Source organism: Campylobacter sp. BCW_6467 (assembly GCF_001762855.1).
Taxonomy (GTDB): domain Bacteria; phylum Campylobacterota; class Campylobacteria; order Campylobacterales; family Campylobacteraceae; genus Campylobacter_D; species Campylobacter_D jejuni.
The window spans coordinates 38470-54031 of sequence record NZ_MJXP01000007.1 but is presented as its reverse complement, the minus strand read 5'-3'; the positions used below and the strand labels follow the sequence as shown (position 1 = coordinate 54031).

General features: G+C 31.0%; 12 protein-coding genes and 1 pseudogene. 11 read left to right on the top strand and 2 right to left on the bottom strand.

Annotation, left to right across the window (positions count from 1 at the left end; all coding sequences use genetic code 11):
- Positions 1-29 precede the first annotated feature (29 nt).
- From AJ888_RS00780 to AJ888_RS00760, 6 genes and pseudogenes are all read left to right on the top strand, one after another.
- A complete protein-coding gene (locus tag AJ888_RS00780) occupies positions 30-1454 on the top strand; it encodes an anaerobic C4-dicarboxylate transporter (RefSeq protein WP_002856715.1) in 1425 nt (474 codons plus the stop codon).
- Positions 1455-1595: 141 nt separating this feature from the next.
- A pseudogene (gene kdpF, locus AJ888_RS08860) lies at positions 1596-1783 on the top strand (K(+)-transporting ATPase subunit F).
- A gap of 9 nt (positions 1784-1792) precedes the next feature.
- Positions 1793-3484 carry a potassium-transporting ATPase subunit KdpA gene (gene kdpA, locus AJ888_RS00775; RefSeq protein WP_002861365.1) on the top strand — a complete coding sequence of 564 codons (1692 nt, stop codon included), beginning with the start codon at positions 1793-1795 and terminating at the stop codon, positions 3482-3484.
- A gap of 9 nt (positions 3485-3493) precedes the next feature.
- Entirely contained in the window at positions 3494-5539 is a 2046-nt protein-coding gene (kdpB, locus tag AJ888_RS00770; RefSeq protein ID WP_002861366.1) for a potassium-transporting ATPase subunit KdpB, read from the top strand.
- Position 5540: 1 nt separating this feature from the next.
- Positions 5541-6149 carry a potassium-transporting ATPase subunit KdpC gene (gene kdpC / locus AJ888_RS00765; protein WP_002861367.1) on the top strand — a complete coding sequence of 203 codons (609 nt, stop codon included), beginning with the start codon at positions 5541-5543 and terminating at the stop codon, positions 6147-6149.
- Positions 6150-6151: 2 nt separating this feature from the next.
- Positions 6152-8083: a sensor histidine kinase gene (locus AJ888_RS00760; protein ID WP_002861368.1), complete on the top strand. Its 1932-nt coding sequence runs from the start codon at positions 6152-6154 to the stop codon at positions 8081-8083.
- Here AJ888_RS00760 and uvrB read toward each other — a convergent pair.
- Positions 8078-10051: an excinuclease ABC subunit UvrB gene (gene uvrB, locus AJ888_RS00755; protein ID WP_070296083.1), complete on the bottom strand. Its 1974-nt coding sequence runs from the start codon at positions 10049-10051 to the stop codon at positions 8078-8080. The genes AJ888_RS00760 and uvrB overlap by 6 nt on opposite strands.
- Before the next feature lie 153 nt (positions 10052-10204).
- On the opposite strand from uvrB, the gene AJ888_RS00750 reads away from it, so the two are divergent.
- Genes AJ888_RS00750 through AJ888_RS00735 form a run of 4 tightly spaced genes read left to right on the top strand, consistent with a single transcriptional unit; the run spans position 10205 to position 12936 of the window.
- Positions 10205-10435, top strand: a complete 231-nt coding sequence (locus AJ888_RS00750) for a hypothetical protein (RefSeq protein WP_002852327.1) — start codon at positions 10205-10207, stop codon at positions 10433-10435.
- A complete protein-coding gene (locus tag AJ888_RS00745; protein ID WP_002854947.1) occupies positions 10425-10667 on the top strand; it encodes a hypothetical protein in 243 nt (80 codons plus the stop codon). The genes AJ888_RS00750 and AJ888_RS00745 overlap by 11 nt, the downstream gene beginning before the upstream one ends.
- Positions 10664-11101: a prepilin-type N-terminal cleavage/methylation domain-containing protein gene (locus AJ888_RS00740; RefSeq protein WP_002852324.1), complete on the top strand. Its 438-nt coding sequence runs from the start codon at positions 10664-10666 to the stop codon at positions 11099-11101. The genes AJ888_RS00745 and AJ888_RS00740 overlap by 4 nt, the downstream gene beginning before the upstream one ends.
- Positions 11083-12936 carry a primosomal protein N' gene (locus tag AJ888_RS00735; RefSeq protein ID WP_002861370.1) on the top strand — a complete coding sequence of 618 codons (1854 nt, stop codon included), beginning with the start codon at positions 11083-11085 and terminating at the stop codon, positions 12934-12936. The genes AJ888_RS00740 and AJ888_RS00735 overlap by 19 nt, the downstream gene beginning before the upstream one ends.
- 9 nt (positions 12937-12945) lie before the next feature.
- Here the strand turns inward: AJ888_RS00735 and AJ888_RS00730 are convergent, their stop codons facing one another.
- Positions 12946-14340 (bottom strand): DUF2972 domain-containing protein, encoded by a 1395-nt coding sequence (locus AJ888_RS00730; RefSeq protein ID WP_002861371.1) that lies wholly within the window; start codon positions 14338-14340, stop codon positions 12946-12948.
- Between the two features lie 145 nt (positions 14341-14485).
- On the opposite strand from AJ888_RS00730, the gene ispG reads away from it, so the two are divergent.
- Positions 14486-15559 carry a flavodoxin-dependent (E)-4-hydroxy-3-methylbut-2-enyl-diphosphate synthase gene (gene ispG, locus AJ888_RS00725; RefSeq protein ID WP_002861372.1) on the top strand — a complete coding sequence of 358 codons (1074 nt, stop codon included), beginning with the start codon at positions 14486-14488 and terminating at the stop codon, positions 15557-15559.
- The last annotated feature ends 3 nt before the right edge of the window (positions 15560-15562 follow it).

The following is a 15562-nucleotide window of genomic DNA, read 5'->3' as shown; positions in this document are numbered from 1 at the left end:
TTTAAATATCAATTTTCAAAGGAGTTAAAATGGACTTTTTAACAAGCCTTAGTGAGGGAGGGCAATTTGCAATCCAAATCATTATCGTTTTAATTTGTCTTTTTTACGGTGCAAAAAAAGGCGGTATAGCGCTTGGTTTACTTGGTGGTATAGGTATTTTAATGCTTGTATTTGCTTTTCATATAAAGCCTGGAAAACCAGCCATAGATGTTATGCTTACAATTTTAGCGGTGGTGGTTGCGAGTGCAACTTTGCAAGCAAGCGGTGGTTTGGATGTTATGCTTCAAATAGCAGAAAGAATTTTAAGACGCAATCCTAAGTTTTTAACAATATTAGCGCCTTTTGTAACCTGCTTTTTGACCATACTTTGTGGAACAGGACATGTGGTTTATACTATTATGCCTATTATTTATGATATAGCGATTAAAAATGGTATTCGTCCTGAGCGTCCAATGGCAGCAGCTTCTATATCATCACAAATGGGTATTATTGCATCTCCTGTATCTGTGGCTGTTGTGAGTTTGACTGCTTTGCTTTTAAATGCTAATCATAAATTAGCAGGTTTTGATGGTTATATCAATCTTCTTCAAATTACCATACCTAGTACATTATTTGGTGTATTGTGTATAGGAATTTTTTCTTGGTTTAGAGGAAAAGATTTGGATAAAGATGAAGTATTTCAAGAAAAACTTAAAGATCCTGAATTTAAAAAATATGTTTATGGGGATTCTAAAACACTTTTAGGTGTTAAACTTCCAAAAAGCAATTGGGTTGCAATGTGGATTTTCTTAGGAGCTATTGCTTTAGTAGCTTTATTGGGTGTATTTGATTTTTTGCGTCCAAACTGGGGACAAGTTGTAAAAAATGGCATTCCTCAAGTAGATGCTTTAGGTAACCCTAAAATGGATGTTTTATCCATGGTTTCAGTTATTCAGATGTTTATGCTTTTAGCAGGTTCTTTGATTATCATCTTTACTAAAACAGATGCAAAGAAAATCGGCTCTAATGAAATTTTTAAATCAGGTATGATAGCGCTTGTTGCGGTTTTTGGAATTTCTTGGATGGCTGATACTATGTTTGCAGTTCACACTCCTATGATGAAAGCAGCGCTTGGGGATATAGTAAAAGAGCATCCTTGGACTTATGCTGTAATGCTTCTTTTAATTTCAAAATTTGTAAACTCCCAAGCAGCAGCTATTTCGGCTTTTGTTCCTTTGGCTTTAGGAATTGGTGTTGAACCTGGTGTAATTGTTGCCTTTGCGGCTGCTTGTTATGGGTATTATATTTTACCAACTTATCCAAGCGATTTAGCTACTATACAATTTGACAGATCAGGTACTACTCACATCGGTAAATTTGTTATCAATCATAGTTTTATTTTACCAGGTCTTATAGGTGTAATCACTTCTTGTATAGCAGGATATTTTATTGCTATGGCAGCGGGTTATCTTTAACAATTTTTAGCAGGATTTTTCCTGCTAAATTTTTCATTTGTCTTTTTATTTAATATAGATAAAAATTATAAATAAATCATAAAATTAGTATTAATCAAAATATAAGCTTAACAAGGATAGAATAAATCCTATTTTGAATCAATGAGAAAGGGCTATCCTATGGATGTTATCTTTGCTTTGCTTCTGCTTTTAGCTTTTGGTAGTTTATGGTTTTTTATCCGTTTTTGTGAAATTCAAATTAGGACACGCGGATGATATTTTTACTAGTTTTAAGCTTAATACTTGCTCTTTATTTATTTTATGCTCTATTGTATCCTGAAAAATTTTAAAGGAAAAATATGCTAGAAATTTTAATAACACTGATTATAGCTTTTATATTAGCTTTAATTTTTGGAAATTATCTTTATAAAATTGCAAGCTGTAAAAAAACTATTTTTGATTTTATTTTTAATCCAATTGATAACTTAATTTATAAAATTTGTGCGATTGATAGAAAAAATATGACTTGGCAAAAATATTCTTTGCATTTAATTGCTTTTAATGCCTTAGTGGCTATTTTTTCTTTCGTGATTTTTTATTTGCAAGATAAACTTTTTTTAAATCCCAATTCGATAAATTCTATGAAAGGGGATTTGAATTTAAATACTGTAATTAGTTTTATTACAAATACAAACCTTCAGCATTATAGTGGAGAGAGTGCTTTAAGTTTGCTTTCGCAAAATACAGGCATTTTACTTGCTATGTTTGTTTCAAGTGCAAGTGGATATTCTGCTTGTATGGCTTTTTGTCGTGCTTTATGTGGCATGCAAATGGGAAATTTTTATGAAGATTTTACGCGTATTATTACGCGTTTGATGTTGCCTTTAAGTTTTATTTTGGCTGTAATTTTTATCTCTGAAGGCGTAGTGCAAAACTATCACGCAAATTTTAGCGTGCTTACTTTAGAAAATAAATTTCAAAGTATTGCCACAGGTCCTGTTGCAGCTCTTGAGTCTATAAAACATTTAGGGACAAATGGGGGTGGTTTTTTTGGTGCTAATTCAAGCATGCCTTTTGAAAATCCTACTTCACTTACAAATTTTTTACAAATTTTATCCATGATGCTTATTCCTAGTGCCTGTGTTGTAGCTTTTGGATTGATGGTTTATCATAGAAAAGAAAGACAAGGTTTTGCTCTTATGGGAAAAGAAGGGGGAGTTATTTTTGGTGCAATGGGGATTATTTTTATCATTTCTTTGCTTTTAATTTATTTTAGCGAAAAAATGTCAAATCCAAATTTGGATTCTTTGGGTTTAAATGCAAATTTGGGAAATTTAGAAGGTAAAGAAATAAGATTTGGCACAGATGGTTCGAGTTTATTTAGTGCTGTAACTACTGCTTTTACTACAGGAAGCGTCAATAATATGCACGATAGTTTAAATCCTTTAAGCATCAGTGCTACTTTGTTAAATATGATGTTAAATGTAGCTTTTGGTGGCGAAGGAGTAGGGCTTATGAATATGATTATTTATGTGCTTTTAACCGTGTTTATTTGTGCATTAATGATAGGCAGAACTCCAGAATTCTTGGGTAAAAAAATAGAAAGCGCACAAATGAAGCTTATAGCTTTGGTAATTCTTATCCATCCTTTATTAATCCTTGTTTTAAGTGCATTAGCTGTTGTTTTTGCAAAAGATAGTATAAGCAATCCTAGCTTTCATGGCTTGGCTCAAATTTTGTATGAATTTAGTTCTTCGGCAGCAAATAATGGTTCAGGACTTGAAGGTTTAAAAGATGATAATTTATTTTGGAATTTAAGTACAGCTTTTGCTATGTTTTGTGGGCGTTATTTGGTTTTAATAGCTCAGCTTGCTATAGCTGGATCGCTTTTGGCTAAAAATACACAAGAAAATACTGCAAATTCTTTAAAAACGGATAATTTAACTTTTATGTTTGTGCTTGTTTGTATTATATATATTTTTGCTGCACTTACTTTTTTTCCAGTGCTTACTTTATCAAGCGTTGCAGAATATTTATCTTTATGGCATTAAGGAGAGTCAATGTCTAAAAAACAAAATAAACTCATTACAAAAGAAATTTTAAATAATGCCATAAAAGGAGCATTTTTAAAATTTGATCCACGCTTTATGATAAAAAATCCTGTTATGTTTATGGTGGAAGTTGGATTGATTCTTACTTTGATTTTAAGTATTTTTCCTACTTTGTTTAATGGAAATTCTGATGAAAGAATTTATAACATCTTAATCACTTTTATTTTATTTGTAACCTTGCTTTTTGCAAATTTTGCAGAAAGTATTGCAGAAGGAAGGGGTAAAGCCCAAGCAGCTACCTTAAGACAAAGTAAAAAGGATTCTAAAGCTAGACGCATAAAAAGTGATGGCAGTGAAGAAATGCTTAATTCTAGCGAGTTAAAAATAGGTGATATAGTTTTAGTTAAAGCAGGTGAACTTATACCTAATGATGGAGAAATTATAGAAGGTGCTGCAAGTGTTGATGAATCAGCTATTACAGGTGAAAGTGCTCCTGTTATGCGTGAAGCGGGCGGTGATTTTTCTTCTGTTACAGGTGGGACTACGGTTTTAACTGATTTTTTAAAGATTAAAATTTTAGTTGGAGCTGGGGAAAGTTTTTTAGATAAAATGATCAATCTTGTAGAAGGTGCTGCGCGTCAAAAAACTCCAAATGAAATTGCTCTTAATACTCTTTTAATTGTGCTTAGTTTGAGTTTTTTGGTGGTGGTTGTAAGTTTATATCCTTTTATGCAATTTTTAGGCGTGAGCTTGCCTATTTCGTGGTTAGTAGCATTGCTTGTATGTCTTATTCCTACCACTATAGGCGGGCTTTTATCAGCTATAGGAATAGCAGGTATGGACAGGGTAACGCGTTTTAATGTGATCGCGCTTTCAGGCAAGGCTGTTGAAAGTTGTGGTGATGTTGATACTATGATTTTAGATAAAACAGGAACGATTACTTTTGGAAACCGTTTGGCAAATGAATTTTATGAAGTTCAAGGTATAAGTAAAGAAGAAATGATTAAAGCTTGTGTTTTATCCTCTTTAAAAGATGAAACTCCAGAAGGTAAAAGCATAGTTGCATTGGCTCAAAAAATGGGTTATGAGTTAGAAGGTAATGATATTAAAGAATTTATCGAATTTAGCGCTCAAAATAGAATGAGCGGTGTGGATTTGCAAGATAATACAAAAATTCGCAAAGGTGCTTTTGATGCTATAAGAGCTTATATAAGCGAAATGAATGGAAAAATTCCTAGCGATTTAGAAACTAAGGTAATGGAAATTTCAAATCTCGGCGGCACTCCTTTGGTAGTGTGTAAAAATGAAAAAATTTTAGGAGTAATTTATCTAAAGGATACTGTAAAACCAGGACTTAAAGAGCGCTTTGATGAGCTTAGAAAAATGGGCATAAAAACTTTAATGTGTACTGGAGATAATCCTTTAACAGCAGCTACTATAGCCAAAGAAGCAGGGCTTGATGGATTTATAGCAGAATGCAAGCCTGAAGATAAAATAGAAGCCATTAAAAAAGAACAAGCTCAAGGTAAGATAGTAGCCATGACAGGAGATGGAACCAATGATGCTCCAGCTCTTGCACAAGCTGATGTAGGTATAGCTATGAACTCAGGAACTCAAGCAGCCAAAGAAGCAGCCAATATGATAGATCTTGATTCTAATCCTACTAAAATTTTAGAAGTAGTTGAAATAGGAAAAGGTTTGCTTATTACTAGGGGTAGTCTTACAACTTTTAGCATGGCAAATGATATTGCTAAGTATTTTGCTATTTTACCTGCTATGTTTAGTGTGGTTTTACCTCAAATGCAAATTTTAAATATTATGCATTTGGCTACCCCGCAAAGTGCTATTTTATCAGCACTTATTTTTAATGCTATTATTATACCTTTGCTCATACCTATTGCTATGCGTGGAGTTAAATTTAAGCCTATGAAAAGTGAGTATTTGCTTTTAAGAAATTTGAGTATTTATGGTTTAGGTGGTATGATAGCACCTTTTATAGGGATAAAAATAATTGATATTCCTACAGCTTGGATACTTAGAATTTTAGGAGTGTGATATGCTTAGAACTTTGCTTAGTTTTTTTGTGGTAATGCTAATATTGTGTACTCTTATTTATCCTTTTGCTTTAAATACAGTTGCAAAATTTATTTTTCCTTATCAATCAAGTGGAAGTTTAGTGGATAAAGAAGGTCGTCCGACTTTGGATATAAGCAAAGCGGTAGGTTCAAAGCTTTTGGGTCAAGATTTTAATAAGCCTTATTTTCTACATTCAAGAACATCTGTGTCAAATTACAATACAAGTGATACAAATGAAAGCAGTGTAAGTTCAGGTGGATTTAATTATGCTATGTCAAATCCTGCTTTGAAAGAGCGTGTGCAAAAAGATTTGCAAAAATTTTTAGATGAAAATCCGCAAATTACAAAAGAACAAATTCCTTTGGATTTGTTAAGCGCTTCAGGATCAGGTCTTGATCCTCATATCAGTCTTCAAGCAGCCCTAGTGCAAATTCCTAGGATAAGCCAATCTTCAAAAATCACCAAAGAAGAACTAGAAAAAATCATTCAAGAAAATACCGAGTCTAAATTTTTAGGGATTTTTGGGGAAGAAAAGGTTAATGTTTTAGCTGTTAATATAGCTATTGCTAAAGCCATGAAAAAAGAATAAACATGCAAAGACAAAGTCCTGAACAAATTCTTAAAAAACTTGAGGTTAAAGCCAAGGAAGAAGAAAAAAACAAACTTGCAAAATTAAAAATATTCTTAGGTTATGCTGCAGGTTCTGGAAAAACTTATGCTATGTTAAGTGAAGCTAGAACTTTAAGGGATAATGGAGTTGATGTTGTTTTAGGCTATATAGAGCCTCACGATAGACCTGAAACAATGGCTTTAACACAAGGTTTTGAAAGTATAGCTAATCTTGAAATTCCTTATAAAAATATAGTATTAAAAGAGTTTGATTTAGACGCTACCCTTAAGAGAAAACCTGCTTTGGTTTTAGTAGATGAGCTTGCGCACACTAATGCTAAAGGCTTGCGTAATGAAAAGCGTTTTCAAGATATAGAAGAACTTCTAAAAGCAGGGATTGATGTTTATACTACTTTAAATATACAACATTTAGAAAGTTTAAATGATTTAGTCGCTAATATCAGTAAGATAGAAGTTAAAGAGCGTATTCCTGATCGTATTTTTGATGAGGCTGATCAGGTTGAACTTGTTGATATTGAACCTAATAAGCTTTTAAAAAGAATGCAAGATGGTAAAATTTATAAGGAAAAACAAGCTAAACTAGCACTTGAAAATTTCTTTCGCCAAGAAAGACTTATAGCTTTGCGTGAGATTGCCTTAAGAAGACTTGCTTCAAGAGTGAATTTAAGAGCAAGTGAACAAAGGCTTATTAATGATGATTTAGCTTATCATACTGGAGAGCATATTTTAGTTTGTATTAATGCTTCAAATGCAAAGGTTATTCGTGCAGCTGCAAGACTTGCTTTAGCTTTTCATGCTAAATTGAGTGCGCTTTATATAAAAAATCCCAATATTAAAGAAGAAAAAGCCTTAGAAGAAAATATAGAACTAGCTAAAAGTTTTGATGCTGAAATCATTAGCGTATATGATGATGATATAGCAAGACAAATTGCAGAGTATTCAAGCCTTAGCAATGTTTCTAAAATTGTTTTAGGTAAAAATAAAGATAAAAAAAAGTTTAAAGAAGAGATTTTTGAAGCTGTTGCTAAAAAAGCACCCAATATTGATTTATATCTTGTTAATGAAAATCAAATTTCTACTCCTAAAATACGAAGTAAAAAAGGTTTTGATTTTTTAGGTTTTTTAAAAATCACAGGAGTTTTGCTTTTAGCAACTTTTATAGCTTTTGTATTTCATAAATTTAATACTCAGCCAAGTAATATAGTTATGATTTTTATTTTAGCAGTTTTTGCTTCTTCTTTTATTTCTGATAATAAAATTTTCGCCTTTTATTCTTCTTTGGTAAGTGTCTTGATTTATAATTTTTTCTTTTTAGAGCCTATTTTTAGTTTTAAAGTTCATGATAGTGGAAATATTATTACTTTTACAACTATGTTTATAGTTGGATTTTTAACAGCTGTTTTTACTAGAAGATTAAAATTGCAATCTAAAGAACTCACTAAAAGAGCTTATAGAACAGCTATTTTGCTTGAAAATAGTGAAAAGTTAGCAAGAGTAAAAAGCAAACAAGAGCTTTGGGAACAACTTGGAAATCAAGCTTTAAAATTATTAAATTTACCTATTATTATTTATCCTATAAATAAAAACAATATTTTATCGAAACCTTTGTTGTTTTTTAACGATGATAAGCAAATGTTAAAAAATTGTTTTAGTGCTGATGAGATTGCTATTGCTCAATGGGTTGCAACAAATAAAGAAAGAGCAGGTGTTTGCACAAATACCCTGCCTAATGCCAATGCTATGTATTTACCTATAGAAGATGGGGAAAAAACTAAAGGGGTCATAGGTATAGTTTTAAAAGAAAAACGTCCCTTACAAGACTTTCAGTATGAAATTTTAAGTGCTTTACTTAATGAGGCGGGAGTTAGAACAAGGGATATATTTTTATTATAAATCCCTTAATTTATTAATCTCATCTCTAATTGCAGCAGCTTTTTCAAACTCAAGTGCTTTTGCTGCTTCAAGCATTTGCTTTCTTAATTCCTTGACAAGTTTTGCTCTTTCGCTAGCAGGCATTTTTTCTAGTTTTTTACCTTTGCGATAAATTTCGCCTAAATCCTCTTCATTTTTCAAGCTTTCTTCAATATGGCGTTTGACTGAAGCTGGCGTGATATTGTATTTTTTATTATAAGCCATTTGAAGTTTGCGACGTTCATTGGTGGTATCCATAGCTTCTTGCATGGATTTTGTGATTTTTTTGCAAAAAAGCAAAACCTTACCATTGACATTTCTAGCTGCTCTTCCCATGGTTTGGATTAAACTTGTAGTACTTCTTAAAAAACCTTCCTTATCTGCATCCATAATGGCAATGAGTGAAACTTCAGGCAAATCAAGTCCTTCTCTAAGTAAGTTAATGCCAATTAGCATATCAAAAGCACCGCTTCTTAAACCTCTTATGATTTCATTGCGTTCTATAGCATCGATATCTGAGTGCATGTATTTGACTTTTATACCAAGCTCTAAATAATACCTTGTAAGTTCTTCAGCGAGTTTTTTAGTCAGTACGGTTACTAAAACTCGTTCGTTTCTTTGTATGACTTTTTTAACCTCGTCAAATAAAATTTCAACCTGATTATCACTATCTTTTAATTCTATCAAAGGATCAAGCAGTCCTGTAGGACGCATGATTTGATGAAAGATATTTTCTTTACTCAGTTCAAGTTCTAAAGGTGCAGGTGTGGCTGAAACAAAAAGAAATTGGCAATTTTTATGGATAAATTCATCAAACATTAAAGGACGATTATCCAAGGCTGAAGGCAAACGAAAACCATAATCCACCAAGGTTTGTTTTCTGCTTCTATCTCCTGCAAACATACCTCTAAATTGCGGTAAAGATACATGACTTTCATCGACTATAACAAGAAATTTTCTATCTTTAATCGCAAAATAATCAAAAAGTGTATAAGGAGTATCGCCTTCTTTAAGTCCTGTTAAATGCCTTGCATAATTTTCAACGCCTTTACACATTCCTGTGCTTGTAAGCATCTCAAGATCAAATTCAACCCTTTGTTTAAGGCGTTGATATTCTACGAGTTTATTTTCATGTTCAAAATAAGCAAGGCGTTCGTTAAGTTCTGCTTTTATGTCTTTTATCGCTTGTTTTAGTCTTGTTTCGCCCACGCTAAACTGGCTTGTAGGATAGAGTATGAAGCGTTTTAAATCTTTGCCTTTTTTATTTTCTAAAACATTGTAATGATACATAGCATCAAGCTCATCACCAAAAAATTCAAGCCTTACTACTTCATCTTCATAATAAGCTGGATAAATATCTATAATATCTCCTTGAACTCTAAAATCCGCACGATCAAAAAAATTATCATTTCTTTTATAACCCATATCTACAAGTTTTTTTAAAAGTTCTTTTTGTGAAATTTGCATACCTAGTTCAAAGATTAAAACCATACCTATGTATTCATTTGGATTACCAAGTCCATAATTTGCTGAAACACTAGCTATGCAAACTACATCTTCATAACTTAAAAGTGAAGCAGTAGCACTCAGTCTTAAACGCTCTAAGTCTTCATTAGTAGAGCTGTCTTTTTCTATGAAAACATCAGTGCGTGGGATATAGGCTTCAGGTTGATAATAATCATAATAAGATATAAAATATTCCACATGATTTTTAGAAAAAAAGCCTTTAAATTCGCTATAAAGTTGTGCGCAAAGGCTTTTGTTGTGACTCATGATAAGAGTGGGTATATTAAGTTCTTTAATGATATTTGCCATGGTAAAGGTTTTTCCACTTCCTGTAACGCCTAGTAAGGTTTGATATTTGTTGCCTTTTTTTATACTTTTTACTATGCCTTTTATGGCTTCTTGTTGATCGGGACTGGGTTTAAATTCGCTGGTAAGTTCTAACATTTTTCTACTTTATTTTTATTTTTGAAAAAATTTTAAAAGAAAATGCTTTAATTAAAAATTAATTGACAATAAAAACCTAAATTTAAATTTTTTTCTGCTACAATATCAAATAATATTTTCCATAAATTACAAATTTCTTAAGAAGGCAAAAATATGTTTGATGAAAAAATAATCAATACTATGACAGATAAAGTAAATGAATTAATTGAAAAATATAACGAAGTTTGCGAAGCCAATGAGGCTTTAAGAAATGAGCTTGTAAGCGTCAAAGCACAAAATGAAGCAAAAAGTAATCAAATCATGCGTTTAGAAGAAGAACTTAAATCTCGCAATATAGAAAGCGAAGATATTTATAAGAAAATAGAGGCTGTTCTTGGCAGATAATCTAAAACAAGTTATTGTTAATGTTAATGCAAAAGATTTCATTGTTAAGTGCAGTGAAGAATTTGCAAATTTTTTAGAAGATGATATCGCTTTGATTTCTGGCGGTACTAAAAAAATAGAACTTAAACGCTTTGTAGATGCATTTGTTAAAAAAAGTTATGAAAATTATATTTTAGAAAGAGAACTTAAGAAACTAATAAAAGCAATCAATGAAGAACTCCCGACAAAATGAATAAAGCTTTTACTCTGCTTGAGCTTGTTTTTGTGATTTTGATTTTGGGAATTTTATCAAGCTTATCTTTATCTTTTATCAATACTACAAAAGATGAGGTTAAAATTTTAAAATTAAAAATGGACTATGAAATGCTAAGCTCGGCTCTTGCTTTAATGCGTAGTCAAATGAGACTTAAAAATTTAAATTTTCCAGAAATTTTAGATAATGCGCAAAACAATCAAGCCAAAGAAAAACTCTTTTATTGTTTAAATGATTGTGATTATTCTTTGCTTGATACGCCTATTTATTCTGATTTTAAATCTTGGATAAAAATAGGTAAAAATCACTATAGATTTGCATTAAACGCCAAAGAGATGGTTGAATTTATTTATGATTCTAAAGAAGGTTTGTTAAAGTGTATAGGAAGTTCTAGATGCAAAGATTTGATATAAGATATTATGAACTTGCAATTTGTGGTTTGTATTTGGATAATTTAACTTTTCATAGTTTTGATGAAATCAAACCTTTAACACAAGTATTAGTGGATTTAAAAACTAAAAAAAACCTTAAAGCTATCGTGCTTAAAGAATGTCAAAAACCTGATTTTAAAACCGTAGAAATTAAAGAAATTACAGGGTATTTTCTAACTCCTTTGCAATTTGAATTAGCAAATTTTATTGTTTATTATTATGCTTCAAAACTTGGTTTTGTTTTGGGATTTTTTGAAACTAGTCCTAAGTATGAATGTCAAAAAATGTTTTTTAAAGATACCCCTAAGCTAAGCAATCAACAACAAAATGCCTTAAGTTTTCTTCAAAAAGAAAACAACTCCTTGCTTTTTGCTGATACGGGTAGTGGCAAGACTGAAATTTATATTTCTTTGATAAAAGAGTGTTTGGAACAGGGTAAGCAAGCTTTGCTTTTGATGCCAGAAATCGCACTTACTCCACAAATGAAAAAGCGTTTGGAAGTGTATTTTAAGGATAATTTTTTCCTGTGGCATTCTAAAATTTCAAAGAAAAAAAAGCAAGAATATTTAGAGCGTTTTTGCAAGGGAGAAGTGCTTTTAGTAGCGGGTGCAAGATCGGCTTTGTTTTTGCCTTTTAGAAATTTAGGACTTATTGTAGTAGATGAAGAACATGATAATTCTTACAAGGCTTCTAATCAGCCTTTTATCAATGCAAGAGATTTAGCACTTTTTTTGGGTCAAAAAAATAATATTAAAGTGGTTTTAGGTTCTGCAACCCCATCTTTGACGAGTTTTTACAAACAAAAAAGTTTTAGACTAAAAGGAACTTTTTTTGAGAGCAAAAAACATTTTTTATATGATGAAAATGAGCTTGGTATAACACCTATGCTTTTAAGCGAATTAGAAAAAAGTTTAAAACATCAAAAACAAGCTATAGTGTTTTTACCTACAAGGGCTAATTTTAGGCAAATCATTTGCAAGGATTGCGGAGAAACGATAAAATGTCCTTTTTGTTCTATTGCTATGAGTATGCATAAAAAGAAAAATGTTTTAAAATGTCATTATTGTAATTATACTTCTTTAATAGAGCAAAATTGTCCAAGTTGTAAAGGAGAAATGTTAGAAGCTAGAAAAATGGGGACTGCTGAACTTTTAGAGCTTTTGCAAAATGCTTTGCCTTTAGCAAAAATAGCAAAATTTGATAGCGATGAAATCACAAGCGTTAAAAAGCTTAATACTATTTTAAAAGACTTTAATGAAGATAAGATCGATATACTTATTGGCACCTCTATGCTTGCTAAAGGGCATGATTATCATAGTGTGGATTTGAGTGTGATTTTAGGGCTTGATGAATATTTGTTGCGTCCTAATTTTAGAGCGAGTGAAGAAACTTTAGCTTTAGCTATGCAAGTTGCAGGCAGGGCAGGGCGTAAAGGCGAAGCAAGAGTGCTTTTGCAAACAAAAAATAGAGCTTTTTTTGAAAGGTATATAGAGAATTATGATGCTTTTTTAAAAGATGAGTTAGAAAATAGAAAAGATCTTTACCCCCCATTTAAACGCCTTTTAAGAGTTCTTATAGAAGATAAAGATCAAAAAAGTGCACAAAAACTTTGTGAAAAATTTGCTTCTCAATTTAAAAATATCAAACAGGTAGAATTGGTAGGCTATGGAATTTGTGGAGTTGAAATGCTACATGGAAAATATCGTTTTTATTTATTACTTAGAAGTGAAAATCATAAAGTTTTAGTGGCAATTGAAAATTATATTTTGCAATTTAAAAATGTAAGTGCAGATATTGATCCTATTGATTTTGTGTAAGTAAGATAATTATTTATCTTTGTATATCTTTTCAAATTCTTTATAATATTTCCAAGAGTCAATAATATGAGGATGTGTTTGTTTTAAATGATTTAGTTCATTTTCAAATATATTAAAAAAAGTATAAATAAGTGATTTATTTTTTATAAAATAATCTATTACATCTTTTTCTTTCATCATTTTTGATTCTGTTTCATCTATGGTTATTTTAATTTGATATAAAAAATCATACAAATAATGTTTAATTGTTGAAAATAAAAGATTGTTTTGTTCTAATTGTTTAAAATCATTTTTATCAATATATACACCCATATCATTACATAGGTCGTTTTTTATAATTTCTTGTATTATGTCTATTTTTTCATGATTGATATGTTTTCTGTCTAAAATTATGGGAATGCTAGAAGTTTTATCAATATTGAAATTTTTATTATTTTTAGGAGTATTAAGATAAAAGGTGTTATTAATATCTTTAGAATTTGCATAGAGTGTGATAGGAAAAAGATAGCGAATATAACCTCTAAATTCTTTAATTTTAAATAAATCTAATTTATCTTTATGGGGGGGGGTAAAATTAAAATTTATAGCAAGTAAATTCATAGTATCGAAGGCCTTTGATTGGCGGATTTCTTCCATATCAAGATAGTATACATTGTCTTTGTTAAAATATTTTAATAAATAAGAGATGATAAAAACTCCTTGTTGTAGTTCGTTTATATCGATTTTAATTTTATGATTTTGATGAGTAAGATAGTCGATATAATAACGCCAATCATAAGTTAGATTAAATTCAGAGGGATAGTTTCTTAAAACTTTACTCCAATCTCTTCCCCAGTTATGCTTTAAAATTCCTATTGGATCGCGAACTCCGCAAATAATTTTAGAGTTAAAATCCAATAAAGATAGATATTTATCAAAATAAGGTAGATTGATTTCTGATATATTAATAGCATATTGAGTAATCGTATTGTCATTTAGACACATGTAATTAAGACAATATCTTTCTTTGGCATCAGGTGGTAAAACCCAGGAGGCAAAACAAGTTACATCGCAACATTGATTAAGGTATCTTAAAAATGCTGCTGCTCCAACGCCATGTGGAGAAATATAGATAAATTTATAGTGTTTAGGTAGGGGTAAATTTAAATCCCAGGCTAATTCTGCACAATGTCGACTAGCATCTATTTCTATAAAATTAGGATTGATTAAAGGTGGATAAGGATGTTTTATTGATAAATATCTATTCTTAAATTCGCTAGAATTGAGCCAAGTGCAAATTATTTCAATATTTTCCAAAACAAAGGTAAAAAATTTTTCATTATTCGAATTTTTTAAAGCTTGTAAAAGAATTTGAGCTAGGGTTGGAGTTAGGTTATTGTTTATATAGAGTAAAAGATTTTGCATATAACCTCTTTTAATTGTATTTAATTTATATATAATTCATAAATATTTAAATGTCATGAAATTTAAATATATTATCAAAAATAAACTTTAATTAAAGCAATAAAAAGTTAAAATTTGATATTAAAATTTTTCAAAGAGTGAAGTTATGGAGTATAAAAGATTTAAAACCAGACAAATCAAAGTAGGAGATGTTTTAATAGGCGGTGATGCACCTATTTCAGTTCAATCTATGCTTTTTACTAAAACAAGAGATATAGAAGGTTCTTTGGAGCAAATCAATCGTCTTTATTTTGCAGGAGCAAATATAGTGCGTTTGGCGTGCTTGGATATGGCTGATGCAAGGGCTTTAAAAGAGATTAAAGCTAAAAGTCCTTTGTCTTTAATCGTAGATATTCATTTTAATCATAATTTGGCTGTATATTGTGCTGAATTTATTGATGGAGTGCGTATAAATCCTGGCAATATAGGTTCTAAAGAAAATATCAAAGAAGTGGTAAAAGCATGTAAAGAACGGGGTATCCCTATACGTATCGGTGTAAATCACGGCTCCATAGAAAAACAATTTAGTGATAAATTTGGCTATGGTGTCGATGCTATGCTAGAAAGTGCGATGTATAATATCAAGCTTTTAGAGGATTTAGACTTTTTTGATATTAAAATTTCCATGAAGACTTCAGATGCTCAAAAAACTATAGAAGCTTATGAGAGATTAAGACCGCTTTGTGATTATCCTTTTCACTTAGGGGTGACTGAAGCAGGAACTAAATTTCATAGCACTGTAAAAAGTTCTATAGCTTTAGGAAATTTACTTCTTAAAGGTATAGGCGATACTATGCGTGTTTCTATGACGGGTGAGCTTGAAGAGGAAATTCGTGTAGCAAGAGCGATTTTGCAAGATAGTGGAGTGCAAAAAAGCGGAGTAAATATCATCTCATGTCCAACTTGCGGTAGGATTCAAAGTGATTTGTTAAGCGCGATTAAAATCGTAGAAGAAAAAACCAAGCATATAAAAGAACCTTTAAATATCAGTGTTATGGGTTGTGTAGTAAATGCTTTAGGTGAAGCTAAGGGCGCTGATGTGGCTATAGCCTTTGGGAAAAATCAAGGGCTTGTTATAAGACATGGTGAAGTTGTAGCCAAATTAAAAGAAAGTGAACTTGTAGATAGATTTTTAGCTGAAGTTGAAGATGAGGTTAAAAGTAGGGCTGTAAAAGAATAAAAG